Source organism: Arthrobacter agilis (genome assembly GCF_030816075.1).
Lineage (GTDB): Bacteria > Actinomycetota > Actinomycetes > Actinomycetales > Micrococcaceae > Arthrobacter_D > Arthrobacter_D agilis_E.
Genome location: NZ_JAUSXO010000001.1, coordinates 618,580 through 642,497 on the forward strand (window position 1 = coordinate 618,580; position 23,918 = coordinate 642,497).

The window sequence follows — 23,918 nt, forward strand, 5'->3', positions numbered from 1 at the left end:
ATGGCGAAGGTTGCTGCGGTGTAGTCGAGCGTCGCAGGACGCGTATCCCGCATCCCTGTCGGATTCTTGTAGATGGTGCCATTGGGCACATAACTGATCTGGCTGTTGTCGTTAGTTATGGAAATCGACGTGAAGTTGATTGGGCCAGCCGCCCACGAAGAATCAACGGTCGCCGTTGCAGTCCCGGATAGAGCTGGAGTTTCGTAATCGTCCCAGCGAGCTTGATGGTTTCGCCCCAACATGTCATCGAAGCTGAATACGACCGATCTCACGGGGACGTCCTGTACTTCCCAGTCGAAGGTCACCGTGCTGCCAACATCCGCGGTTGAGGGGGATGTCCGGGAGAAACCCATCAACGACGGCGGAACCGAAGTGTCAGAAGGGTTGGAGATGGCGAAGGTTGCTGCGGTGTAGTCGAGCGTCGCAGGACGCGTATCCCGCATCCCTGTCGGATTCTTGTAGATGGTGCCATTGGGCACATAACTGATCTGGCTGTTGTCGTTAGTTATGGAAATCGACGTGAAGTTGATTGGGCCAGCCGCCCACGAAGAATCAACGGTCGCCGTTGCAGTCCCGGATAGAGCTGGAGTTTCGTAATCGTCCCAGCGAGCTTGATGGTTTCGCCCCAACATGTCATCGAAGCTGAATACGACCGATCTCACGGGGACGTCCTGTACTTCCCAGTCGAAGGTCACCGTGCTGCCAACATCCGCGGTTGAGGGGGATGTCCGGGAGAAACCCATCAACGACGGCGGAACCGAAGTGTCAGCCCGGGCACCCGGGGCTAGATACAGGCCTTGAACGATCAGCAGCAAAACTACTACAGCAGCAGTTTGCGCCAAGCGAAGCCCAGCCCGAGTTTGCGACGGACCTTGGGCAGGGTAGTGCCCGGAAAGTGATGACATTGATTTCCCTAGAAGAATCGATTGAGACATTCGAAGCTTAGAGCAGGCGAGGCTGTCCGCCGCCACTGATTTTCCGCAGGGTTTCCACCGGATGAGACTTCAGCCGTTCAAACCGTCCTGATGCGCCGCTACCCATTGCTGCGCATCGAAATCTAGCGATTTGCCGAGGCAGGGTTGCCCGAGACATACCGAGGTAGCACGCGACGTGAGATGGGGGTTGGGCGCGTTCGGTGAGCCCGCGGGAGTTGGCGATCTGACCGTCTACCGGGTGACACGCGGCACGCTGAGGTCACGCGGGAAGGTGGGTTCCAGTAGCTTGTGCCGCTTGGATGGCGGTGGTGCGGTGTCCGGGCAAGCCACCGGGATGGGCGAGAATGGGGGACGTGAAAGTAGCAGTGCTGGGAGACGTGGGTCAGTCGATCTATCACGTGGGTGATGAGGCGATGACCCATGCAGCCATCGATGAACTACGGGGCCGGGGTATCGATGACATCGTGGTCCTGACCCGCAATGTTCAGGTCTCGGGGCGAGCCTTCGAGTCCGAGGCCGTGCCGACCCTGACGTTCCCATGGCCTCCCCGTGAACGGTCGGATTTTCTTCGACGGGTTCTCGCCGTCGCGCAGGATGACCGGAACGCACATGCGGAGACGGACGCCATCCTGGACTTCATCGAGCACCTGCGTCAGTGTGATGCGCTTTTGGTCGCGGGTGGTGGCAACATGAATTCGCTGTACGGGTGGCTGCTGTATGAGCGGGTCGCCGCGGTCCGTATCGCTCGGGCGCTCGGCCTGCGCGTCGTCGTTTCCGGCCAGACGCTCGGGCCCGACCTGCACGGGCCCGACCGGGATGCGGCACGTACTCTCCTCGAGTCCGCGGATCTCACCGGGGCCCGGGAGTCGGACTCCCTGCAGCTCATGCGGGACCTGGCCCCGGACGCGGCGGTGCGTCCCTGCCTCGACGACGCCTCCTTCATGGCGGTTGCCGGCCGGGAGAACGCCCCCGCGTCACGGCTGGAGTCGACCGGCAAAGCGGGTGATCTGCCCGCGGGGCCCTATATCGCTGCGACAATTTCACCCGGCCACGGCGAGGTGGACCGGGAGGCTTACCTGTCCGCCCTCGCCTCCGCGCTCGACGACGCCTCCGAGCTCACAGGGCACCCGGTCGTGTTCCTCCCGCACATGGCCACACCGGGTGAGGGCGATGTGGACGAACACATGCATCAGGACATCGCTGCCCGGATGAGGAGCAGAAGGGTCGTACTCCTGCCCATCCAGGACGCATACCGGACACTCGATCTCACGCGCGATGCGGCCCTGGTGATCACCTCCCGGTATCACCCGGTGGTGTTCGCGCTCGAGGCCGGGGTGCCCGTCGTCGCGCTGGTGGCCGAAGCGTACAGCGACGTGCGGATCAGGGGAGCCCTTCACAATTGGGGGCTGGAGAACCTGGCCCTGACACTTCCGTCCCTGCTCGATGGCACCCTGACCGAGGCAGTGAACGATGTGTGGGCCAGAAGGGATGTCCTGTCGTCCTATCTGGCAGCCGCACGTGCGTCCCGCTTGGACCGACATCGCCAGTGGTGGGACGACGTGGCCTCGACGCTGGGGGGTAGGACCCCCGACAGCGTGCCGGCCTCGCTGGAGGTGCATGCACTGCCGTCCTTCGACCCGGCGTGGCAGGCCCGAGCCGCTGCCTCCGCCCTCGTATTCCTGCCCACAGCGGCGGCATCGACGATGTGGCGGATCGAGAACGAGCACCTGCGCGGGGAGGTCGAAGCCCTCGCCGGCGAACGGGACGACGCACGTGATGAGTTGTCGGCCTGGTTCGAATCACGGTCCTTCAAGCTTGCCCGAAAGGTAGCGGCAGTGGCATCAGTTACAAGGCGGCGTCGATGAGCGGACCGCTGGCGGCACAGGTCGCCGTCATCATGCGCACGAAGGACCGACCGGTCCTCCTGAAACGGGCGGTCGACGACGTCCTACGGCAGAATCTGCAGGATTGGCATCTCGTCATCGTCAACGACGGCGGGGCACCGGATCCCGTGGACTCCCTCATTGCTGCCAACTCCGGTCGGTTCCGTGATCGCGTCACGATCCTCCACCACCACGAGAGCCGGGGGATGGAAGCGGCGTCGAACGCGGGCATCGCCGCCAGCGCGTCTTCGTACGTGGCCATCCACGACGACGACGACTCATGGCACCCCGACTTCCTCGCGCGCACCGTGAGCTACCTGGAGACCAGCCCCGACGCCGGCGTAGGCGTCCGTACCGAGATCGTCCACGAGCGGATCGAGGACGACCGGGTCATCGAGACCGGCAGGGCGCCCTTCTCGCCCGAGATCCGGGAGCTCATGCTCAGCGATGCGCTGCGCTACAACCGGTGCGTGCCCATCGGCCTGCTCTATCGACGGAAGCTCCACACGGAGGTCGGCGGCTACGACGAGACCCTCGGGGCGGTCGGTGACTGGGAGTTCCAGTTGCGCGTCCTCCAGCACCACACGCTCGGCTTCATCGACGGTGAGCCGCTGGCGTTCTGGCACCACCGTCATGATGCGCAGGGCCCCAGCGGCAACAGCTTCCTCGCCGGCAAGAACGACCACCTGTATTTCGACAAGTACGTTCGGGAACGTCACCTCCACGAATACGCGGCAGCGCACGGCTTGGGCGCGTTGCTCTATCTCGCCGGTGCCGGCAAGGAACAGACGGACCAGCTCCATCACCGGTTGAACTACTCCGATGAGCTGCTCCGCGACCTCCAGTCACGCTCGGACCGGATCGAGGAGAGCCTCCGCCACCTGGAGGCCGCCGTGAGCGACGCGAGCCTGGTGAGTCTGCTCCGCCGCCGGTACCGCAGGCTCAAGGATCGTGTGCGGGAACGTCGCGGGGACGACCCGCGATAGCTGGTCCTCGCCACCGATGAGGCGGCCGTCGAACACACAACAGCAGCCACGCGCTGGGTTGCGCATGGCTGCTGCTGGTGCTTACCACCTACGGTCAGGGTGTGCCGGCGGCCCGATAGAGGAACGCCGCCATCGCATCACGAGCCACGGGTTGCAGGGCCCGGTAGGTGCGGGTCCCGTTCGCCTCCGTCCAACCGGTGCTGATTCCCTGAGCTGACAGCCAGGACATCTCCTTGTAGAACAGCTGGTTGGTAGCGATGTCCGCGAACGGTGAAGCCGCGGGAGCCGAGTAGGCGGGGGAGCCGCCGGCCCGATAGAGGAACGCGGCCATCGCGTCACGGTTCACGGGTTGCAGGGCCCGGTAGGTGCGGGTCCCGTTCGCTTCCACCCAGCCGGTGCTGATACCCCGGGACGCGAGCCACGAGATCTCCTTGTAGAACAGCTGGCTGGTGCTGATATCTGCGAACGGCGAGACAGCGGGGGGCGTGTAGTTCGGTGAGCCTGCTGCCCGGTAGAGGAACGCGGCCATCGCATCCCGGTTGACGGGTTGCAGGGCCCGGTAGGTGCGGGTCCCGTTGGCCTCGGTCCAGCCGGTGCTGATGCCGAGGACGGAGAGCCAGGACATCTCCTTGTAGAACAGCTGGTTCGTGGCGATGTCCGTGAACGGTGACACCGCCGGAGGCGCATAAGGCGCCCCTGTCAGTTCATAGTCATCCGTGGTGAGGGTGCCGTCGCTGGTCAGGTTCAGGCCCATACTGATTGCCGTAGCGCCTGCCGGCAGCGGAGGTGTCGTGAAGGTGGTCTGGGTCCAGTCCGTCGCAGCGTTGAAGAACGGGCTGGAAGTCCAGTAGCTCCAGGTGCCCAGTCCGGTCCTGTAGTACACCTCGAACTGCGTCGGAGCGGAGGACGTGTACCAGGCGCTCATCTGATAGGTGCGGCCAGCCTTCGCACTGGGTGCGCATTCACCGAGGTCATGCGTTGGAAGGAGCTTCGCATCCCCGGACACATATCCCGCCATGGTCAGCTGCTGGGCGAAGCCACCGGTTCGGCCCGGTACCTGAGTGAAGGTCGGAGTGTTCGTCCCGAAGCCCCCATAGAACCAGCACTTCGGGACACCGGGGAGCGAGCCGGTCGTTTCGAGGCCCGGGTTGGCCAGCAGATTCCCCGTGGTGATCTGGGGCGGCACGGCGGGTCCTGCGACGGCCGGCTTCGTGGCGCCGGGGATGACGTCCCGCACCGTCTTGACCTCGATCCTCCCTGCCGCGACCTCATTCTTGAGCCACGTCGTGTACTCGGCGAAGACGGCACTACTGACGTTCAGCGGGTCGGTCGCGCTACCGATATGGTGGAAGGTCAGCTGGATCCATCCTCCACCCCCATTGACGGACTGCGTGACGACGTTCTGCAGGTCGGCCAGTGTCCAGGTGTTGTCGACCTGATCGGGCGCGCCGGTGTAGTACAGGTCGGCCGGGGGGATGGATTCGGCGACGGGGAATCCGGCAGATTCCGGATTCTTGTTCAGCACGTCGCCCAGGCCGCGAGCACTGTTGTATCCGCAATCCCGCACGATTGCTTTCACGGCATCGTTCGCCGATGCGAACGGATACGCGAAATTCCTGACGTCGAAACCCATATTGGTCAGGTTGACCCTGTCATTGCAGACCTGGCGTTTGGCTTCGTCGGCCCCTGCCGCCTGGAGGTCCGCGTGCGTCACGCTGTGTCCACCGATCTCGTGTCCGTCGTTCTGCAACGCCAGTGCCTCGGCGACGGTCATGTACGTGTCAGCATCGAGATAGCCGGAAGGAACGAAGAATGTTCCCCGCAGCCCCGCAGCCTTCAGGGTGTTGGCCGCGGCAATCTGATCAGCGTTGCCATCGTCGAACGTGAGGCTGACGATCGTGTTGGCGACGGCGTGTGCCGGCGCTGCGAATACTGCCCCGCCGAGCAGGCTGGCGGATACCGCCAGCACACTGCCCAGGGCCGTCCAACGCATGGAGCCCGAAGGGGCCCTGCGCATCCGTCTGCGTCCGTGCTTCGGTCCCGCACCCGCGGGCCGCTCATCCCTTGTTTCCATACCTGCACCCCGATGCTCCGCTCAGGGGGAAACCGGGTCTTCCGTAGGCTGCCGCGCATCAGGGACGATCCGCCCCCGATGACCAAGACCCGTTCTGCAACCACGCCATCCGATCCAATGGATCGCATGACACCACGCTGTTTCCCCAGCTCATTTGTCAGGCCTTCATATTCGACCTGTGCTCGAAGCGTATTGAGTGGGGACGCCGGGGTCGCGAGTGGTCGCTACCCGAATTGATGCACCCTATGCGCGCCTTCTACTCGCTCCTACTTGGTTTCGAGTATCGCGTCGTCCATGACGGGAGAAAGACGACGGGAGAAAAACGGTGAAGGCCCCGGATTTGTACGGGAATTGTGCACAGCACTCTTATCCTGAACGAATGCTGTGAAATGTCCGAAGAAGGGCGCGACGCATTCCTCGGCCAGCCTGCGGCTAGTCCCGGATGGTCGCGATGACCGAACCGGCCGAGACGGTGTCGCCGGGGGAGGCCTTGAGGCCGGTCAGCGTTCCTGCCCTGTGGGCCGTCAGCGGCTGTTCCATCTTCATCGCCTCGAGCACCACGATGAGGTCGCCCTCGGCCACCACGTCGCCGTCGGACGCCGCCACCTTGACGATGGTGCCCTGCATCGGTGAGGTCAGTTCGTCCCCGCTGACGGCGGCCTTCCCGCCACGGGCCCGCGCGGACTTCTTCGTCTTCGCCGGGGCGCCGGCCTTGCCGTTCGACGACGCGCCGAGTCCGGCCGGCAGGACCACCTCGAGGCGGCGTCCGCCGACCTCGACGACCACGCGCTGGCGGGTGTCCTCCTCGGGTGCCGCCTCCGCCGGGCCCTTCCAGGGCTCGATGGTGTTGTCGAACTCCGTCTCGATCCAGCGCGTGTGGATGGAGAACGCGCCCTCGGCGGGAGCGAAGGCGGGATCGGCGACCACGGCGGCGTGGAAGGGCAGCACGGTGGGCATGCCCTCGATCACCATCTCGTCCAGGGCGCGTCGGGCCCGCTGGAGTGCCTGCTCGCGGGTGGCGCCGCTGACGATGAGCTTCGCGAGCATGGAGTCGAAGTTGCCGCCGATGACCTCGCCGGCCTCGATGCCGGAATCCACCCGGACGCCGGGGCCGCTGGGCAGTGTGAGGGTCTGGACCGTACCGGGTGCGGGCATGAACCCGCGGCCGGCGTCCTCGCCATTGATGCGGAACTCGAACGAGTGGCCGCGCACCTCGGGGTCGCCGTAGCCGAGTTCCTCGCCGCGGGCGATGCGGAACTGCTCACGGACGAGGTCGAGGCCCGTGACCTCCTCGGAGACGGGGTGCTCCACCTGGAGGCGGGTGTTCACCTCGAGGAAGGAGATGGTGCCGTCCTGGCCCACGAGGAATTCGCAGGTGCCGGCGCCCTGGTAGGAGGCTTCCCGGAGGATGGCCTTCGAGGCCTCGTAGAGCCGGGCGTTCTGCTCGACGGAGAGGAACGGTGCGGGTGCCTCCTCCACGAGCTTCTGGTTGCGGCGCTGCAGGGAGCAGTCGCGGGTGGAGACGACGACGACGTTCCCGTGGGCGTCCGCGAGGCACTGCGTCTCGACGTGCCGCGGGGCGTCGAGGAAACGCTCCACGAAGCACTCGCCCCGGCCGAAGGCCGCCGTCGCCTCGCGCACGGCCGATTCGTACAGCTCGGGGATCTCCTCGTGGCTGCGGACCACCTTGATGCCGCGGCCGCCGCCGCCGAACGCCGCCTTGATCGCGATGGGCAGCCCGAACTCGTCGGCGAAGTCGATGACCTCCTGTACCGACTCGACGGGGTCCTTGGTGCCGGGGACGAGCGGGGCGCCGACGCGCTCGGCGATGTGCCGGGCCTGGACCTTGTCGCCCAGCTGGGCGATGGAGTCCGGGGACGGCCCGATCCAGGTGAGGCCGGCGTCGATGACACGCTGCGCGAACTCGGCGTTCTCCGAGAGGAAGCCGTAGCCGGGGTGGATGGCGTCGGCGCCGCTGCGCTCGGCCGCCTCGAGGATGCGGTCCGCCACCAGGTAGGACTCCGCGGCAGTGTCCCCACCGAGGGCGAAGGCCTCGTCGGCCATGCGCACGTGCAGCGCGTTCCGGTCGGGGTCCGCGTAGACGGCGACCGAGGCGATGCCCTCGTCGCGGGCCGCACGGATGACCCGGACGGCGATCTCCCCGCGGTTGGCCACCAGGACCTTCGTCACGTGGTGCTGCGCGGTACGGGTGTCGGCAGGGCTGCTGGCATCCGGGGACGCGGACGGTGCGAGGGGGGACTGGCTCATGGGGCGTGGACTCCTTTTTCTCCGTTCGGAGCCTAACCCGATTTGGTGGCTTCCGCCCATGAATCGTGTCGAAGGGGAGTGTTGCCGGGCGATCTTTTGTAGGGAACCTACAAGGCTGGAGCGTGCGCCCAGAGTTCGGTGACGGAGACGCCGGCCGCGTGCAGGAGGGCGCGCAGCGTGGAGATGCTCAGCCCGACGACGGCATGCGGATCGCCGTCCACACGCTCGATGAAGGCACCGCCGAGCCCGTCGATGGTGAACGACCCGGCACAGTGCAGGGGTTCACCGCTGGCCACGTACGCCTCGACCTCGGCGTCGGTCATGGCCCCGAAGTGGACGGTCGCCGAGGACACCGCGCCGATCGTGGCGCCCGATCCGCCGTCGCGCGTGTCCACGAGCCAGTGGCCGGTGTGCAGGACGCCGGAGCGCCCGCGCATCCGGCGGATGCGCTCGATCGCCACGGCGGGCTCGTAGGGCTTGCCGTGCGCCTCGCCGTCGAACTCGAACACGGAGTCGCAGCCGAGCACGAGCGCGTCCTCGGCATCGTCGAGGGCTGCGACGGCCTCGGCCTTGGCCCGCGCGAGGAGCAGGGATGTGTCATGAGGGTCGAGCTGCCCGTAGGCGGCGACGACGGCGGGTTCGTCGACGTCGGAGACGAGGATCGCATGGCCGATTCCCGCCTCGGTCAGGAGCTTGGTGCGGGCAGGGGACTTGGAGGCGAGGATCAGGCGGGCCGTCATGCTCCAAGCCTAGGGGTAGCCGCCGCTCACGGCGCCTGTCGGTCCCGCCCCGGGATCGGGACGGGACCGCAGGAGTCTCACCAGCGGTGCGCGACGTCGACCACCACCCTCGAGCCGCCGTCGCGTCCCGGCAGGACGGTCACGCGGACGGGCAGCCGTGCCCGCACCCCGACGCCGAAGGTCGTCCAGCCCTCGTAGCTGCCCGCCAGGGCGACCTGCCGGAAGGTCGAGTACCCGCGCACGTCGACGAGCTCGTCGCGATCGTCGGGCTGGTAGGTCGCCTGGCCGTCGTCGTCGTAGGCGGGCGCGATGACGGTCACGACGAGCCGGGCGCCGCCGCGGAGCGGGACGACCGCGCCGGAGCCGGGCTGGCGGACCGCGTCGGTGTACCGGACGCGGTAGCCGGGCGCACTGCCCCGGGTGTCGATGACGAGGCGGTCGAAGCAGTCGTGCCGCCCGGACCGGACGTTGGTGATGGGAGCGGAGTAGGAGGAGGACGTGGCGGCCTTCGCCGTCGATCCCCATGAGATGTCGCAGTAAGCGGCGGATGCCGGCGGAGCCCCTGCGAGGCCGAGGCCTCCTGCAAGGGCGAGTGCGGCGAGTGCGGCGGGGAATCTCCCCGCCTTGCGCGATGTGATCATGGCGCACCACCTGGTCGAGCTGGATAGGTGCATCCATGGTCCTCCCGCCGCCGGGGGAAAGCGCCGCCGCGGGGCGAAACGGCGCCGAATCGTTAGCCGGGAACGACGGACGGCCCGCCCCGGTATACCGGGACGGGCCGTCGGAAGGGGGCCGGCGGTCAGCGGGCCACGGAGGCGGAGATCCCGTCGTTCGGCGCGGCACCGTCCACGCTGTCTACGGTGTCCTGTTCGCTGTCGTCCGCGAACGGATCACCCGTGCGCCTGGCGTTGTAGAGGTCGAGATCCAGCAGCCGCTCGCGGCGGGAGACGATGGTCGGCACGAGCGCCTGGCCGGCGACGTTCACGGCGGTGCGGCCCATGTCGAGGATCGGGTCCACGGCCAGGAGCAGCCCGACGCCGGCGAGGGGGAGTCCCAGCGTGGAGAGCGTGAGCGTCAGCATGACGACGGCACCGGTGGTCCCGGCGGTCGCCGCGGAGCCGAGCACCGACACGAGGGCGATCAGGAAGTACTGGGCCAGCGTGAGGTCGATGCCGAAGAACTGGGCGACGAAGATCGCCGCGATGGCGGGGTAGATGGCCGCGCAGCCGTCCATCTTCGTCGTCGCGCCGAGCGGCACGGCGAAGGAGGCGTACCCGCGGGGGACACCGAGGTTGCGTTCGGTGACGCGCTGCGTGAGCGGCAGGGTCCCTACCGAGGAGCGGGAGACGAATGCCAGCTGGATGGCGGGCCAGGCGCCCGAGAAGTACTGCCGGACCGACAGGCCGTGCGCCTTGATGAGCGCGGGGTAGACGGCGAACAGCACGAGGGCGAGGCCCACGTAGATGGCGAGCGTGAACTTGCCGAGGGAGCCGATGGTGTCCCAGCCGTAGACCGCCACGGCGTTGCCGATCAGGCCGATGGTGCCCAGCGGGGCGATCCGGATGATCCACCACAGGACCTTCTGGATGACCGCCAGGGCCGAGGCGTTGAAGGTCAGGAAGGTCTCGGCCTGCTTGCCCACCTTGAGGGCCGCGATGCCGACCGCGACGGCGACGACGAGCACCTGCAGCACGTTGAAGTTCAGCGCGGTGGTGACCGCTCCGGATTCGGCGACGCTGGAGGATGCCTGGAGGCCGAGGAAGTTGGCGGGCACGAGTCCCGTCAGGAAGGCCCACCAGCTGCCCGTGCTGCCCGTGTACTCGGCGGGCTGTGTCGCGTCGGTCCCGGCGCCGGGCTGGAAGAGGACGCCGAGGCCGATGCCGATGACCACGGAGATCAGTGCCGTGATCGCGAACCAGAGCAGGGTCTGGCCGGCGAGGCGCGCCGCGTTGTTGACGGCGCGGAGGTTGGCGATGGAGCTGACCACAGCGGTGAAGATGAGCGGGACGACGGCGGCGCGCAGCAGGGCCACGTAGCTCGAGCCGAGCGTGGCGAGCGTGGTGCCGAGGCCGTTGGGCGTCTCCTTGGTGTGGCCCGTGTACTTGGCGAGGAGGCCGAGGGCGAGCCCGACGACGAGGGCTGCGATGATCTGGGGGCCGAAGGACGTCGCCCAGCGGGGCAAACGGCGCCGCGCGGGCGGGGAACTGGTTTCAGTAGACACGCCCGCCACACTAGGGGCGCCCCGTAGCAGGACGAAGCGGGAGTTGCGAAATGTTACCCGGCGCCCGTCCGCCGTCGTGCCCGGTCCGATCGTGCGCCCGCGCGGAGGCGGGGAACGTCGGGCGGGCGGGGAGGGATCCCCCCGCCCGCGTGTGACGAAGATCTACGTCAGGACACCAGGGCGCGACGCAGGGTATCGAGGCCCACCGAGCCGAGGTTGAGCGCCCGCGTGTGGAAGGCGCGGAGGTCGAAGGCGTCACCCTCGTGGGCGCGCACCTCGTCGCGGACCTGCTCCCAGAGACGCTGGCCGATCTTGTACGACGGCGCCTGTCCCGGCCAGCCGAGGTAGCGCGTGTACTCGAAGTCGAGCTGGCCCTCGCTGATGGCGATGTTGCGCTTCAGGAAGTCGTAGCCCTTCTCGGGTGTCCAGGTGCCTTCGCCCCAGCGCTCCGGGATCTCCAGCTCGAGGTGGACACCGATGTCGAAGACCACACGGGCGGCCCGCATGCGCTGGGCGTCGAGCATGCCGAGGCGGTCGCCCGGATCGGACAGGAACCCGAGTTCCTGCATGAGGCGCTCGGCGTAGAGCGCCCAGCCCTCGCCCTGCCCGGAGACCCAGATGGCGTTGCGGCGCCACGGGTTCAGCAGGGCCCGCTGGTAGGTGGCCGTCGCGACCTGCAGGTGATGGCCGGGGACGCCCTCGTGGTAGACGGTGGTGGTCTCCTTCCAGGTGGTGAACGAGTCCTCACCCTCAGGTACGGACCACCACATGCGGCCCGGGCGGGAGAAATCGTCGCTCGGCCCGGTGTAGTAGATGCCACCCTCGTTGGTCGGGGCGATGCGGCACTCCAGGCGCCGCATGACGTCCGGGATGTCGAAGTGCACGCCGGCCATCGCGTCGACGGCCCGGTCCGAGAGCTCCTGCATCCATGCCTGCAGTGCATCGGTGCCCTGCAGCTGGCGGGCGGGGTCCTCGTCGAGCAGACGCATGGCCTCCTCGATGCTCGCCCCCTCACGGATCTCGCCGGCCACCGCCTCCTGCTCGGCGATCACCCGATCGAGCTCCTCGACGCCCCACTGGTACGTCTCCTCGAGGTCGACGGCAGAACCGAGGAACACGCGCGACATCAGGGCGTAGCGTTCACGACCGACGGCGTCCTTCTCCGGTGCGCTGGGCAGCAGGTCGTCCTGCAGGAAGGACGCGAGGGCGCGGTAGGCGGCGCGCGCGGCGTCGGCACCGGCTCGGAGCTGCTCCCGCACGGGGGCGGGAAGCTCGACGTCGCCAGCGCTGCCGGTCCTGCCGAGGGCGTCGAAGAAACCGCCGTCCTCCGCGTACTTCGTGGACTGTTCGACGACGACGGAGACCTGCCGGCGTGCGGCGACGAGTCCTCGCTCGCGGCCGGCCCGGAGCGAGGAGATGTACCCGTCGACGGCCTCGGGCACGTTCGCCATACGGCCGGCGATATGACCCCAGTCCTCTGCTGTGTCGGTGGGCATGAGGTCGAAGATCGCACGGATGTTCTGTGCCGGGCAGGCGATGTTGTTCAGCTCGGCGTAGTCGAGGCCGGTCTCGTGGATCTCGAGGTCGAGCCCGAGCCGCTCGCGCATGGCGTCGAGCGTGACGGCGTCGACGTCGTCGGCCGGCTGCAGGTCGTCCAGGCGGCGCAGGGTGTCACGGGCGGCTTCCGCCAGCGCCTCGAGGCCGGCCGGCGAATAGTCCTGGTACTCGGTCTCATGACCGGGGATGCCCAGTTCGGTGGCGAAGTTCGGCATCAGCTCGAGGAGTGTCTCGTAGTAGGACGAGGCGACGGCGTCGATCGCCGTCATGTGCCGTGCCGGGGGATCGCCGGGGGTGGGAGCGGAAGCGTCGGAGGCTGGAGTGTTGTGGGTCACCCGCCGAGCCTAGCGTCAGGTCGTTGCCGGAAGCCACAGAAGCACCTGGTCCGGCTGTCCCGGCACAGTCCTGCTGATTCCACAGCCCCGATTGCCCATTGACGCACCCGCGGCGCACTTGGCAGGTTTGATCAGTAAGCATGCTTGGTGATCGATGGAGGGATGAGCGAGATGGACCAGAATGAGACTCCTGTCCTGACGGCGCTGGGTGAGCACCAGAAGCTGGACCGGTACGGGTTCACGCCGCCGGCGCACCGCCAGGGACGGGGTGTGGATCCGCGGGTGCTGGAGGTCCTGGGTGAGCAGAGTTTCAGGTCCGATGTCCTGGCCAGTTCGGGGCTCGATGACCGGAAGACCTCGAACGGGTACCTGCAGCGGGCCCAGGAGCTGATGGCGGACGCCGTGGGCGCGGAGCAGACGTTCTTCTCGACCTGCGGCAGTTCCCTGTCGGTGAAGGCCGCGATCCTCGCCGTCACGCATGGGGAGGGTGAGCTCCTCATCGGCCGGGACGCGCACAAGTCCGTGGTCTCGGCCCTGGTCCTGGGGGGCCTGCAGCCGCGCTGGATCCGCCCGAGCTGGGACAACGAGCTCAAACTCGCCCACCCGCCGACGCCGCGGGAGGTGGAGGAGACGTGGGAGAAGTACCCGGATGCCTCGGCCGCGCTCATCGTGAGCCCGACCCCCTACGGGACCTGCGCGGACATCGAGGCGATCGTGAAGATCTGCCATGAGCGGGGCAAGCCGCTGATCGTCGACGAGGCCTGGGGTGCGCAGCTGCCCTTCCACTCCGATACGCCCACCTGGGCGATGTCCGCGGGCGCTGACCTGTGCGTGGTGAGCGTGCACAAGATGGGCATCGGCTTCGAGCAGGGGTCGGTCTTCCACCTCCAGGGGGACCTGGTGGACCCGGTCCGGCTCGAGCACTGCGCAGACATCCTCTCGACCACCAGCGCCAGCACGCTGATGTATGCGGCGATGGACGGCTGGCGGCGCCAGATGGTGCAGAACGGGCACGAGATGATCGACCGCACCCTGGCCCTGACCCGCCGGGTCCGGGAGCAGATCGAGGAACTGCCCGGCCTGCACGTGCTGGAGGAGGAGCTCACCTCGCACGAGGCCACGAAGGACCTCGACATCCTGCACATCCTGGTCGACGTGTCCGGCCTAGGCGTGACGGGCTACCAGGCCCACGACTGGCTGCGGGAGAACTGCCGCCTGGACTTCGGCACCACCGATCATCGACGCATCGAGATCACGATGTCCATCGCCGACGACGAATCCACCGTGCAGCGGCTGATGGACGGCCTGCGCCTGCTCATCGACGCCGCGCCCGGCTTTCCCGCGTCGCCTCCCGTCCTGATCCCCGATGAGGGCGAGCTGGACCTGGAGACCGTCATGCTGCCGCGCGACGCCTTCTTCGGTCCCGTGGAGGACATCCCGGTCGAGGAGTCCGTGGGGCGGATCGTCGCGGAGCTCGCCACGCCCTACCCTCCCGGCGTCCCGGTGTTCCTGCCGGGGGAGCGCATCAACGAGGCCTCCATCAAGTACCTGCGCAGCGGCGTCGCCGCAGGGATGGTCCTTCCCGATCCCGGCGACGCCTCCCTCAGGACGATCCGCGTGGTCAAGGAGTAGTGGCCGGTATGCGCAGTACGGAGTGGATGCCGTGGTCCTGCGGATGACGCATCGAGTGAGGTGGCGTCCATGAACGCTGGATCCCCGATCAGCGAGCTCGGTGTCATCATCGGGCGGACGAAGGGCCTGCTGCTGACGGAACAGACCGCGCAGCAGGCCGTGGATGATCTGGCAGAGGCCGCACGGAGCGTCATCGACCACGCCGACGGGGCAGGAGTGTCCCTGATCATGGCCGGCGAGCGGACGAGCGTCGGCTCCACGGACTCCTCCGTCCTGGCCGCCGACCGGCTCCAGTACGACTTCGGCGAGGGACCATGCCTGACGGCCTGGGCAACAGGGCATGCGCAACTCGTCGACGACACGACCACGGACGAGCGGTGGAAGCGCTGGAATGCGGCCGCTGCGGAGGCAGGCATACGGTCCTGCGCCACCTCGCCCCTGATCCGCGGCAAGGAACCGATCGGAGCGCTGAAGGCCTACGCACGCACCCCGAACGCCTTCACGTCCGCCGACACCCGGGTGCTCTCCCATCTCGCCACCTCGGCAGCAGCGCTGCTCGGTCACATCCAGGCCAGCGACACACCCCAGCGCATCACCGCCGAGGTGAGTGAGGCACTCACCATGAGGAGCACCGTCGACCTCGCCCGGGGCATCCTCATGGAACGCCACGACATGGACCCCGAGGAAGCCCTCGGGCACATGCTGGCCCTGGTCACCGACGCCCGCACCACCATGGCCGAGCTGGCGAGGACCATCGTCAGGCGTGAGGGTCTCGACGCCTCCGGTCTCCTGGACTCGTGAGGCGAGGCCGTGGCCCGCGGACACGGGCGGGTGAAACCCGGGTAAAGACTGAGGTTCCCATGAGGGGATCCACGGTCGTTTCTTGAGTGTGGCAGGCGCATACTGGAAGAACCCTGCAAATGTCCCGGCTTCGTGTCGCGGACTCAGCCGGATACACCGACGAGCCTCGTGCACGACAGTGGGATTCCCTCTGGTCGTCAAGCAGCCGGAGGCCAGAGGGAAACTAATCGGTCGCTGCGTCCATGGCTCCTCTGCGAGCAGGCAGCCGTCCGGCCGACCGGCACGGGAGCCGGACCCCTGAAGTGCAACGATCCGCCGCTCCTTGCTACCCTTTTCCTTTGGACATGGGTTGAGCCACCAGCTCGTGTCGGGCACGTCGAATGGCTTCCCCATGACCACCACCAACGAATCCGCTGCGCCCTCGGCCGGGGCCGTCACCGGTATCGAGTACTTCCTGGATTGCCCCACCGGCACCGTCGAGTACTTCTTCGCCGACAACGTCTTCCACTGGTCGGACGAGCTGTACCGGATCCACGGCTACGGACGCGGAGACGTCGTCCCCACCCTGGATCTCGGTCTGTCGCACATCGAACCGGAGGAGCGGGACGCCGTGCACGCGTTCTGGACCAAGGTCACCACGAGCGGCGGCCCGTCGTCGGTCTACTCATCGTTGCGCGACCTCAACGGGCGGAAGCGCAAGATCCTCATCTCGGCGGACCTCATCCTCGACGGCACCGAACCCGTCGGCGTGTGGGCGCTGGTCGTCGACCTCACCCAGTCGATCCACGCCGATACGCACCGGATCGCCAACGAGGCGGTCGCCGCGTCCGCGCTCAGCCGCGCAGTGATCGAGCAGGCCAAGGGGATCCTCATGGGCCGCGCCGGCCTGAACGCCACCGAGGCCTTCGACCGGATCAGTTCCTACAGTCAGCGCACCAACCGCAAAGTGGTCGTCATCTCCCAGGGGATCATCGACCGGGCCCTGCAGCTCACCCACCAGGACCGGCACCAGCCCCTCGACCAGGCACTCATCGATCTCTTCCGGGCCCTCTGACCTGCTCCTGTGGGGAGACGCCGCTGGGTGCTTTACTGCTTCCATGGCTGATGACGAAGATCCTGTCGAACCCCATGACGGCGGTGTGGCAGCGCGGTTGAACTGGCTACGTGCAGCCGTGCTGGGCGCGAACGACGGGATCGTGTCCACCGCCGCGACGGTCATCGGTGTCGCCGGGGTGACGAACACGCTCCCACCCATCCTGGTCGCCGGCACGGCGGCCGTCGTCGGCGGGTCCGTGTCGATGGCGTTGGGCGAGTACGTGTCCGTGAGCAGCCAGAAGGACAGCCAGGAAGCGCTCATCGAGAAGGAGCGGCAGGAACTGCGGGACGACCCCGCGGGAGAGCTCAGCGAGCTCACCGGGTTGTACGAGGCGAGGGGGCTCAGCCCCGCCACGGCCCGTCAGGTCGCATTGGAGCTGACCGAGCACGACGTCCTCGGCGCCCACCTGTCGGCGGAGCTGAACATCGACGAGGTGGACGTCGCCAATCCATGGCATGCCGCGCTCGCGTCCGCTGCGGCGTTCGCGGCCGGGGCCGTCCTGCCGCTGCTCGCGATCCTCCTGCTGCCCGCAGGAGTCCGCATACCCCTGACGTTCGTCGCGGTCCTGGTGGCCCTCACGATCACCGGGGCGGTCAGCGCCCATGTCGGCGGCAGCTCACGGCGGCGTGCCATGCTGCGACTGGTCATCGGAGGTGCCGCGGCCATGGCGGTCACCTACCTCGTCGGCGCTCTCCTCGGCACGACGGGCATCGCCTGAGTTGCTCCCCCTGGATCGCCGGGGCGGAGGGCCGCGCCGTCGTCAGGCGTGGAAGTCGCCACGGTAGGGCGCGCGGCGTGGTGGGGGGATCTCGTCGATGAGCTCGTTGATGGCATGGGCGAGTTTGTCGCATTCCGTCGCGGGCAGGTTGATCATCTGGTTGAGGTAGGCGTCGATCTCGTATTCGTCCACCGTGCCGGTGATCGAGAAGTACTGGAGCCATACCCTGGGCAGGCTCAGCCCCGCCTGTGTCATCGCCCGCCCGATCTGGCGGCGCTGCCTGTCCTCGATCGATGGCGTCGGATCGTCGTGGGTCATCGTGCTTCGGCGGACGTCCCGGGCCGGCTGTCGCGTCGGACGACGGATCGCGCGAGCTCGCGAAGTGTCAGGCCCTCGGTGCCTGCTTCGCCCAGGAGGTGGGCGAGGGCTTCGTCCTCGGGAAGATCGTGTCGTTCCATGATGATCCCGCAGGCGGTCGCGACGAGGTCGCGGACGCGCAGGGTCTCCTTGAACGTCGCGCTGATGCGCTGAGGGGTGTCACTGGCCTGGATGTGGCCGAGCAGGACCGCCGCCGAGAGGGCGAGGTTCGCGAGTACCTTCTGGTCCTGGACGGTGAAGGCACCAGGGGCTGCCGCATAGATCTTCATCGCACCGATACCGTGCGGCTCTTGCCCCAGGGGCACGCTGAAGCAGGAACGGATGCCCGTGCTCGCTGCCGCATCACTCCAGGTCTGCCAGCGCTGCTCCGTCCCGGTGTCCTCGATCAGCATGGCCCTGCCCTCGGACCATGCGCTCAGGCACGGACCGCTGCCGATCTCGTACTGGAGGTTGTCGGCCTGGAGGACGAAGGCGTCCGTCGCCCCGACGCTGGTCGGCCGGTTGTCCCTGATGAGGCTCACTCCGGCCCCGAGCGCGCGCGGGATGGCTTCCTTCGCTGCGATGGCGAGAGCCGACACGGCCTGCTGCGCGGTCTGTTCCGTGAGGAGGAGTCCCTGGGCCCGCCCGACGAGGGGGCCGATTTCCGGGAGGGAGGAGTCGTCCATGAGCATCTTTCGTAGGTACAGGTGGTTTCGGGTCTTGTCGGTTCAGGGTTGCTGGAAGAGTTCCAGCAGGGCCTGGGTGTCGCGGAGACGGTTGCTGGCCCGGGTGAGCTGGTGGGCCCGGTCGATGATCTCCTGGGAGACGACGACGACCTTCCGGTTCGTGGCCTGGCTGCGCTGGTTGATGCGGTCGAACGCTTCCGCTGCGGTCAGGCCGGCGCGCCCCATAAGGATTCCCTTGGCCTGTTCGATCACGGCACGGCTCAACGCCGATGCGGCGACGGCGGAATCGGCCAGCCGGTGGCTGTCGTGATGGATGGAACGGGTGAGGTCCACGATCAATGCCCACACACCCACCGGGTTCCCGTCGTCGCGGATGAGGTCACCGGAGACCAGGACCTTGCGGGTGCGTCCGGCCGCGTCGACGAGGGACAGGTACACGGAGAGCGGGCCGCCGGCTGTCGTCAGTTCGTGCCAGAAGGCGCGTGCGGCGTCCCGGTCCCGGGATTCGATATGGGACAGGTTCAGTTCCAGGGTCGGGACGATCTCGCCGCGCGTGTAGCCATGGATGCGGTACAGCTCATCGGACCAGGTGAAGGCCGGAGAGTCGAAGTAGTGCTCCACCGTGCCGGTCGGGCAGTCGATGAAGGACCCGATACTCGCCTGGACGACGACGGTGTCCAGGACAGGCGGTGATGCTGCAGTGGGCAGGGACATGCAAGTGACCATTCGACGTGCTCGACGCAGGCCGGCGGCTTGACCAGCGTCCAGAACAGAACAGTAGCAAGTCCCCCGGACAGTCCGGCGCCACGGGTGCCGGTCGCCGACCCGGGCGGCCGATACTTCACCGTTGCGGTCCAGCGGCGCCTAGTCTGGGAGGAGGTGCCCGTTCCGGGCGCCTCCTGATCTGTTCCCCTTGATGGTGCCTGCAGCAGCAGCTACGCCCGCATCGTTCGGCCGAGCCCCAACCCTTCAGGGGATCCACGATGCACCACCCGTCGGACAACAGCATCCCCGATGCTCGAGCGCGGCTTTCCGAGGCCGATGTCGGTGTCGACACTGCCGAGAAGCTGCACCAGGCTGTCGCCACCAGTGCGGACGTGATCGAGTTCCTCGACTACCTCGCCACGGTCGCGGCCGAGGTCCTCAGCGAATCCGGCCGGGAGGTGTTCTGCGGGATCACCCTCCTTCGGCCCAGGAGGGCCGCCACCGTGGCCAGCAGCAGCGAGCAGGCCCAGCAGATGGACGAGGTCCAGTACCGGTTCGACGACGGACCCTGCCTGACCGCCGCCCGGCAGGAACGGGAGGTGTACGTCCCGGACCTGCGGCAGTTCCCTTCCGGCTCGGGGTACCGGCAGGCGATGGAGGCGCAGGGCGTGCGCTCCGTCCTCGCAGTACCGATCCTTCTTCCCGAGGACACCTACAGCGCCCTCAACCTGTATTCGGGTCACCAGGACGCGTTCGATGGTCGTGCCAGGAGGTACGTGCACCGCTTCGCCGCGGAGGCCGCGACGTCGCTGGGCCTCGCCTCCCACATCACGGCGCTAGTCGACACGGGAACGGACCTGCGCGCTGCCATGGCGAACAGGTCCACGATCGACACCGCGGTCGGCATCATCATGGCCCAGAACAGGTGCTCCCAGGAAGAGGCCGTCGCCATCCTGCGCACAGCGGCCAGCACCCGCAACATCAAGCTCCGGGACCTCGCCCAGCACCTGATCACCTCCATCGCCACCACTCCGCCGCTGTCCTCCTGAACCCGCGGCGTCGTCGAGCCCTGCCGCACTGTGAGGGGGCCTGACACCCTCCCGGCCATCCCCATCGCCGCCGGGAACGGGTGGAAGCAATGCTTGCAGGGGTCAAGTAAGCATCCTTACCATGTGGGGACTCCGGGGGTCGACAGACGGCCCCAGATCCTACGCCAGGAGCGGAAGTGCCAGATCTTCACGGTAGCGATGGTCCGCCCGCTGGTGGACGGGACCCGACCGCGGCAGTGCCGGCCGCCGGGGGACGACCATGCGCCCGGTAGGGGTCGAGGAGGAGTTCCTGATCGTCGACGGCGCGGACGGGCAGCCGGTGGCACTGGGCGACGTGCTCGAACGCCTGCAGGGCGACGACGGCCTGAGCAGCGAGATGAAGCAGGAACAGATCGAGACGTGCACCCTGCCGCGGATCGGCCTCGCCGAGCTGGCCCGTGACATCACCACCCGGCGGGCGAGCGCGGACACCGTTGCCCGATCGGTCGGCGCCCGGTCCGTCGCCCTGGCGACGTCGCCGCTCCCGGTGACCACCACGACGACGCCGGGGCTGCGGTACGAGCAGATGGTCCAGCGGTTCGGCCTCACCGCGGCGGAGCAGCTGACCTGCGGCTGCCACGTGCATGTGGAGGTGGAGTCGGACGAGGAAGGCGTCGCCGTCCTCGACCGCATCCGGGTCTGGCTTCCGGTGGTGGCGGCCCTCACGGCCAATTCCCCGTTCTGGAACGGCGTGGACACGGGCTACGCCAGCTACCGCGCCCAGGCCTGGAACCGGTGGCCCACGGCCGGGCCCTGCGAGATCTTCGGCTCCGCGGAGGCCTACCACGCCCAGGTCCGCGGGATCCTGCGTTCCGGTGTCCCCCTGGACGAGGGGCAGATCTACTTCGACGCCCGGCTCAGCCACCGCCATCCCACGGTGGAGATCCGGGTGGGGGACGTCTGTCTGTTCGCCGACGATGCAGTCCTCCTCGCAGCCGTGGTGCGGGGCCTCGTGGAGACGGCGGCACGGCAGTGGCGCGCCGGGGTGGAGCCCGTCCCCGCGTCCGCCACGCAGCTCCGGCTCGCCTGCTGGCAGGCCAGCCGATTCGGGCTGGACGGGCAGTTGATGGATCCGCCGACCGGCGAGCGCCGTGCCGCGTTCGGCGTGGTCATGGGTCTGCTGGATCATCTCCAGCCGGCGCTGAAGGACCAGGGGGAGCTCGGCACGGTGGAGTTCCTGCTGTTCCAGGCACTGGCCCGGGGGACCGGCGCCGTCCGTCAGCGCACCGTCCATGCCAGGGCGGGCAGCCTGGGCGCGGTGGTCGCGGACGCGGTGGAAGCCAGTAACCTGCCCGTCACCTCTCTCCAGGATCTGACCCACCCGTTCCTGCTCAGCAGCAACCAGGATTCGTGACCATCGATGCAGGGAGCATCAACGGACCAGGACGAGGCACCCGTCCTGGTGGCAGTTCGCCCTGCCGGAGATGTGGCTGCAGCACCACGGGGTCGGTTGACGGGATGCCGCTCCTGACCGATCTGCGGCAGGCCGTCGAGGCCGGCGACTTCGGGCACGCGATCGTGGCAGAGGCCCTGATGATGGCGCGCCTGGACACCCCGACTGCCGGTTAGCCGGACGATCGCCCCCATCGAGCAGGGAGACGTTCCTGCCCGTCCCCGCGTCAGGAGTCGAAGTGTGTCTGCGGGGGCTGCTGGCCGATGGAGGTGACCACTGCTGCGGCGACGTCGGCCAGCTTCCTGTTCCGGCCGCTGGACGCGGCTTTCAGGATCGTCATGGCCGCGTCGTGGCTGCACCGGTTCTGCCCCATGATGATGCCGGCCGCGACGTCGATGATCGTCCGTGAACTCATCGCCGCTTTCAGGTGCTCCCCGGTGTCGGTCAGGTGAGCGACACGGACAGCCATGCGGAGGGACTTCGACGCCTCCCGGGCGAACCCGACGGCCTCGGCGATGGCCTCCTCGCTGAAGGCGTCCGGCTGCGGCGAGTACAGGTCCAGTCCGGCGGCGGCGAGCCCGTCGAGCGGAATGGGTACTCCGAGCGCCGATCGGATCCCGTGATCGACGATGGCCTTCGTGTACTCCCCGAAGCGTGACTCGTTACGGAAATCGGTGACCAGATACACCTGGCCGTCGCGGGCGGCCCGGAGGCACGGGCCGTCGTCGAACTGGTACTGGACCTCGTCCATGCGCCGCGCATGATCGCTGCTGCTCGCGACCGTCCCCTTGGCCCTGGGCCGGAGGAGGACGACGCCGCAGAAGACTTCCCGCCCGCCGGAGGAGAGGGCACTGGCGGCGAGCTTCGCGAGCCCGTCGAGGAACTCGTTGACGTCGGAGCTCTCCAGGACCATGTCCTGCAGCATCCCCGGGAGCTGCACTTCTCCGAAGATCTGGTCATTGCTCACAACTTGCTACCTTCCGTCGACGCCCGGTCCGCAGATACACGGCCTGCATCGTCACGTTACTAGGGATCCGCGGACCGCGACCGATCCGGAGGTGCATCGGGCCCGGGTGACGGGCCTGATCCGCGGTCCGCCGGCCGGACGCGTCGCACCGGACCGCGCTTCCACCTGTCCCGGCCGGGGGGAGAACAGGCGTCAACTGACGCCCGCTGCTTCGGCGGCCCTGCGGACGAGGTCGTCGTAGACGCCGGGGTCGTCGGAGTCGACGACGAGGAAACCGGCTCCGGTGGAGCCTTCCTGGTGCATGGTGATGCCGGGGTTGTGGGTATCGGTGCCGTCGGCGAGGAAGAAGTGCGGGCTGCCCTGCACGTCCTCCCGGTGGTCGAGGTAGGACTGCATCATCGGCCCGCGGGCGGCGCCGGTGTCGACCGCCCGCCGCAGCTCGTCGGCATCCACGCCCGGGCATTCGTCGGCGACGGCCAGGATCTCGTGGCGCATGCTGATGCAGCGGCTGTCGCGCCAGAACGCGAGCCGCAGCGCCATGTCGAGTTCCTCCGCCGCCGCGGGGGACTGTGACTTCGCGGCATGGACCGCCTCGTTCGGAGGCAGGCTCGTGACCGGCCATTCCGAGGGGTGGCGCTGCCACGGGGTGAAGTGCAGGTCCGGTTCGAGGGCACCGACGACCGGTATCTCCGGCTCGATGATCCGGCTGTTGAGCGCGATCCGGTTGATGTCCTCGAGGAGGAAGAGCTGCAGGTCCACGGAGAGGCGCCCGGTGAGCCCGGCGGCGTCCCTCGCCCGGTAGAAGCGGTGCAAGGCGATGGTCGACCAGCCGCACATGATGTCGGTGAACACTGTGACTGTTCCGGGAGGGACTTCAGGAGCTGCCATGGACACGAGCCTAGGGCTGCCGCCGCCGCCGGGCGAGGAGCACTTTGCCGGAGCAGGGCGATGGTGCGTGCTGTAGGGGCGGTCTCACCCCGTGGGCGGCTCCTGCGGATCCGACGCACCCTGCAGGCCGCCGAGGAGCCTCCGCTGCGCGGTGGCGGCAGCCGACGACGGGGCTGCCTTCCCGGCCCCTCCTGCACGGGGACTCGGTGGGCAGAGATCGGAGATCAGGCCCGTTCCCGCGCACTCACGGAGAGCGCGGATCCCCGCGACGGCCGCTGCCTTGTCCGGGAACGGTTTGGAGACGGCGAGGACCGTCCCGCCCGGTGTCTTCAGTCGGAACCTGAAAGCGTCGTCCCGATCGTGGAAGAGTTCAATTGCCGCAGCCATGGCTACCCCCTGTGATCGTCCCGGGCAGCAGGACCGCCGGGCTCGTCATCAACTCCGGGACGCGGTACGGCGTCCCGGATGGCCCGGTACGGGATAGGGCTTCCCCCATGTGACCCCAGCCACACCCATCTGTCCATGGTAGAGACGGCATCGTGTACTCGCGAGTAGGCTCCGACGCGGGATCCCGACCGGCCGGCCACG

20 protein-coding genes are annotated in these 23,918 nt (G+C 68.0%); 8 read left to right on the forward strand and 12 right to left on the reverse strand.

The window, feature by feature from the left end; genetic code table 11:
* The first annotated feature begins 1,234 nt into the window (after positions 1-1,234).
* Positions 1,235-2,800: a polysaccharide pyruvyl transferase family protein gene (locus QFZ50_RS02725; RefSeq protein ID WP_307081684.1), complete on the forward strand. Its 1,566-nt coding sequence runs from the start codon at positions 1,235-1,237 to the stop codon at positions 2,798-2,800.
* Entirely contained in the window at positions 2,797-3,804 is a 1,008-nt protein-coding gene (locus tag QFZ50_RS02730) for a glycosyltransferase family 2 protein (RefSeq protein WP_307081686.1), read from the forward strand. Before QFZ50_RS02725 ends, QFZ50_RS02730 begins: the two co-directional genes overlap by 4 nt.
* Positions 3,805-3,898: 94 nt before the next feature.
* On the opposite strand, the gene QFZ50_RS02735 is transcribed toward QFZ50_RS02730, so the two are convergent.
* The 6 genes from QFZ50_RS02735 to QFZ50_RS02760 all read right to left on the reverse strand — a co-directional run bounded on the left by QFZ50_RS02735 (position 3,899) and on the right by QFZ50_RS02760 (position 12,933).
* Entirely contained in the window at positions 3,899-5,797 is a 1,899-nt protein-coding gene (locus QFZ50_RS02735; protein ID WP_307081688.1) for a polysaccharide deacetylase family protein, read from the reverse strand.
* Between the two features lie 513 nt (positions 5,798-6,310).
* Positions 6,311-8,146 carry an acetyl/propionyl/methylcrotonyl-CoA carboxylase subunit alpha gene (locus QFZ50_RS02740; RefSeq protein WP_307081689.1) on the reverse strand — a complete coding sequence of 612 codons (1,836 nt, stop codon included), beginning with the start codon at positions 8,144-8,146 and terminating at the stop codon, positions 6,311-6,313.
* Between the two features lie 107 nt (positions 8,147-8,253).
* Positions 8,254-8,886: a Maf family protein gene (locus tag QFZ50_RS02745; protein ID WP_307081690.1), complete on the reverse strand. Its 633-nt coding sequence runs from the start codon at positions 8,884-8,886 to the stop codon at positions 8,254-8,256.
* A gap of 77 nt (positions 8,887-8,963) precedes the next feature.
* Positions 8,964-9,527, reverse strand: coding sequence for an AMIN-like domain-containing (lipo)protein (locus QFZ50_RS02750; RefSeq protein WP_307081691.1), 564 nt, complete (start codon positions 9,525-9,527; stop codon positions 8,964-8,966).
* 158 nt (positions 9,528-9,685) lie between these two features.
* Positions 9,686-11,107, reverse strand: coding sequence for a dicarboxylate/amino acid:cation symporter (locus QFZ50_RS02755; RefSeq protein ID WP_307081692.1), 1,422 nt, complete (start codon positions 11,105-11,107; stop codon positions 9,686-9,688).
* A 167-nt stretch (positions 11,108-11,274) separates the two neighbouring features.
* A complete protein-coding gene (locus tag QFZ50_RS02760) occupies positions 11,275-12,933 on the reverse strand; it encodes a DUF885 domain-containing protein (RefSeq protein WP_307086610.1) in 1,659 nt (552 codons plus the stop codon).
* Positions 12,934-13,170: 237 nt separating this feature from the next.
* On the opposite strand from QFZ50_RS02760, the gene QFZ50_RS02765 reads away from it, so the two are divergent.
* The 4 genes from QFZ50_RS02765 (at position 13,171) to QFZ50_RS02780 (ending at position 17,246) form a co-directional block, all read left to right on the forward strand.
* Entirely contained in the window at positions 13,171-14,631 is a 1,461-nt protein-coding gene (locus QFZ50_RS02765; RefSeq protein WP_307081693.1) for an aminotransferase class I/II-fold pyridoxal phosphate-dependent enzyme, read from the forward strand.
* 69 nt (positions 14,632-14,700) lie between these two features.
* Positions 14,701-15,432, forward strand: a complete 732-nt coding sequence (locus QFZ50_RS02770) for a GAF and ANTAR domain-containing protein (RefSeq protein ID WP_307081694.1) — start codon at positions 14,701-14,703, stop codon at positions 15,430-15,432.
* Between the two features lie 391 nt (positions 15,433-15,823).
* On the forward strand, positions 15,824-16,486 hold the full coding sequence (locus QFZ50_RS02775) for an ANTAR domain-containing protein (RefSeq protein WP_307081696.1): 663 nt from the start codon (positions 15,824-15,826) through the stop codon (positions 16,484-16,486).
* 43 nt (positions 16,487-16,529) lie between these two features.
* A complete protein-coding gene (locus QFZ50_RS02780) occupies positions 16,530-17,246 on the forward strand; it encodes a VIT1/CCC1 transporter family protein (RefSeq protein ID WP_307081698.1) in 717 nt (238 codons plus the stop codon).
* A 42-nt stretch (positions 17,247-17,288) separates the two neighbouring features.
* On the opposite strand, the gene QFZ50_RS02785 is transcribed toward QFZ50_RS02780, so the two are convergent.
* Genes QFZ50_RS02785 through QFZ50_RS02795 form a run of 3 tightly spaced genes read right to left on the reverse strand, consistent with a single transcriptional unit; the run spans position 17,289 to position 19,003 of the window.
* A complete protein-coding gene (locus QFZ50_RS02785) occupies positions 17,289-17,564 on the reverse strand; it encodes a hypothetical protein (RefSeq protein WP_307081700.1) in 276 nt (91 codons plus the stop codon).
* A complete protein-coding gene (locus QFZ50_RS02790) occupies positions 17,561-18,289 on the reverse strand; it encodes a GAF and ANTAR domain-containing protein (RefSeq protein WP_307081702.1) in 729 nt (242 codons plus the stop codon). The genes QFZ50_RS02785 and QFZ50_RS02790 overlap by 4 nt, the downstream gene beginning before the upstream one ends.
* 42 nt (positions 18,290-18,331) lie before the next feature.
* On the reverse strand, positions 18,332-19,003 hold the full coding sequence (locus QFZ50_RS02795) for a PAS and ANTAR domain-containing protein (RefSeq protein ID WP_307081703.1): 672 nt from the start codon (positions 19,001-19,003) through the stop codon (positions 18,332-18,334).
* Between the two features lie 269 nt (positions 19,004-19,272).
* Between QFZ50_RS02795 and QFZ50_RS02800 the strand changes: the two genes are divergently transcribed.
* Both QFZ50_RS02800 and QFZ50_RS02805 read left to right on the forward strand, forming a co-directional pair.
* Complete coding sequence (locus QFZ50_RS02800; protein ID WP_307081705.1) at positions 19,273-20,043, forward strand: GAF and ANTAR domain-containing protein; 771 nt, start codon at positions 19,273-19,275, stop codon at positions 20,041-20,043.
* 259 nt (positions 20,044-20,302) lie between these two features.
* Positions 20,303-21,436 carry a glutamate--cysteine ligase gene (locus QFZ50_RS02805; RefSeq protein ID WP_307081707.1) on the forward strand — a complete coding sequence of 378 codons (1,134 nt, stop codon included), beginning with the start codon at positions 20,303-20,305 and terminating at the stop codon, positions 21,434-21,436.
* Positions 21,437-21,701: 265 nt separating this feature from the next.
* Here the strand turns inward: QFZ50_RS02805 and QFZ50_RS02810 are convergent, their stop codons facing one another.
* The 3 genes from QFZ50_RS02810 to QFZ50_RS02820 form a co-directional block, all read right to left on the reverse strand.
* Positions 21,702-22,442 (reverse strand): GAF and ANTAR domain-containing protein, encoded by a 741-nt coding sequence (locus QFZ50_RS02810; protein WP_307081709.1) that lies wholly within the window; start codon positions 22,440-22,442, stop codon positions 21,702-21,704.
* A gap of 192 nt (positions 22,443-22,634) precedes the next feature.
* Positions 22,635-23,330, reverse strand: a complete 696-nt coding sequence (locus QFZ50_RS02815) for a DsbA family oxidoreductase (protein WP_307081711.1) — start codon at positions 23,328-23,330, stop codon at positions 22,635-22,637.
* A gap of 84 nt (positions 23,331-23,414) precedes the next feature.
* Complete coding sequence (locus QFZ50_RS02820; RefSeq protein ID WP_307081713.1) at positions 23,415-23,717, reverse strand: YegP family protein; 303 nt, start codon at positions 23,715-23,717, stop codon at positions 23,415-23,417.
* Positions 23,718-23,918 lie beyond the last annotated feature (201 nt).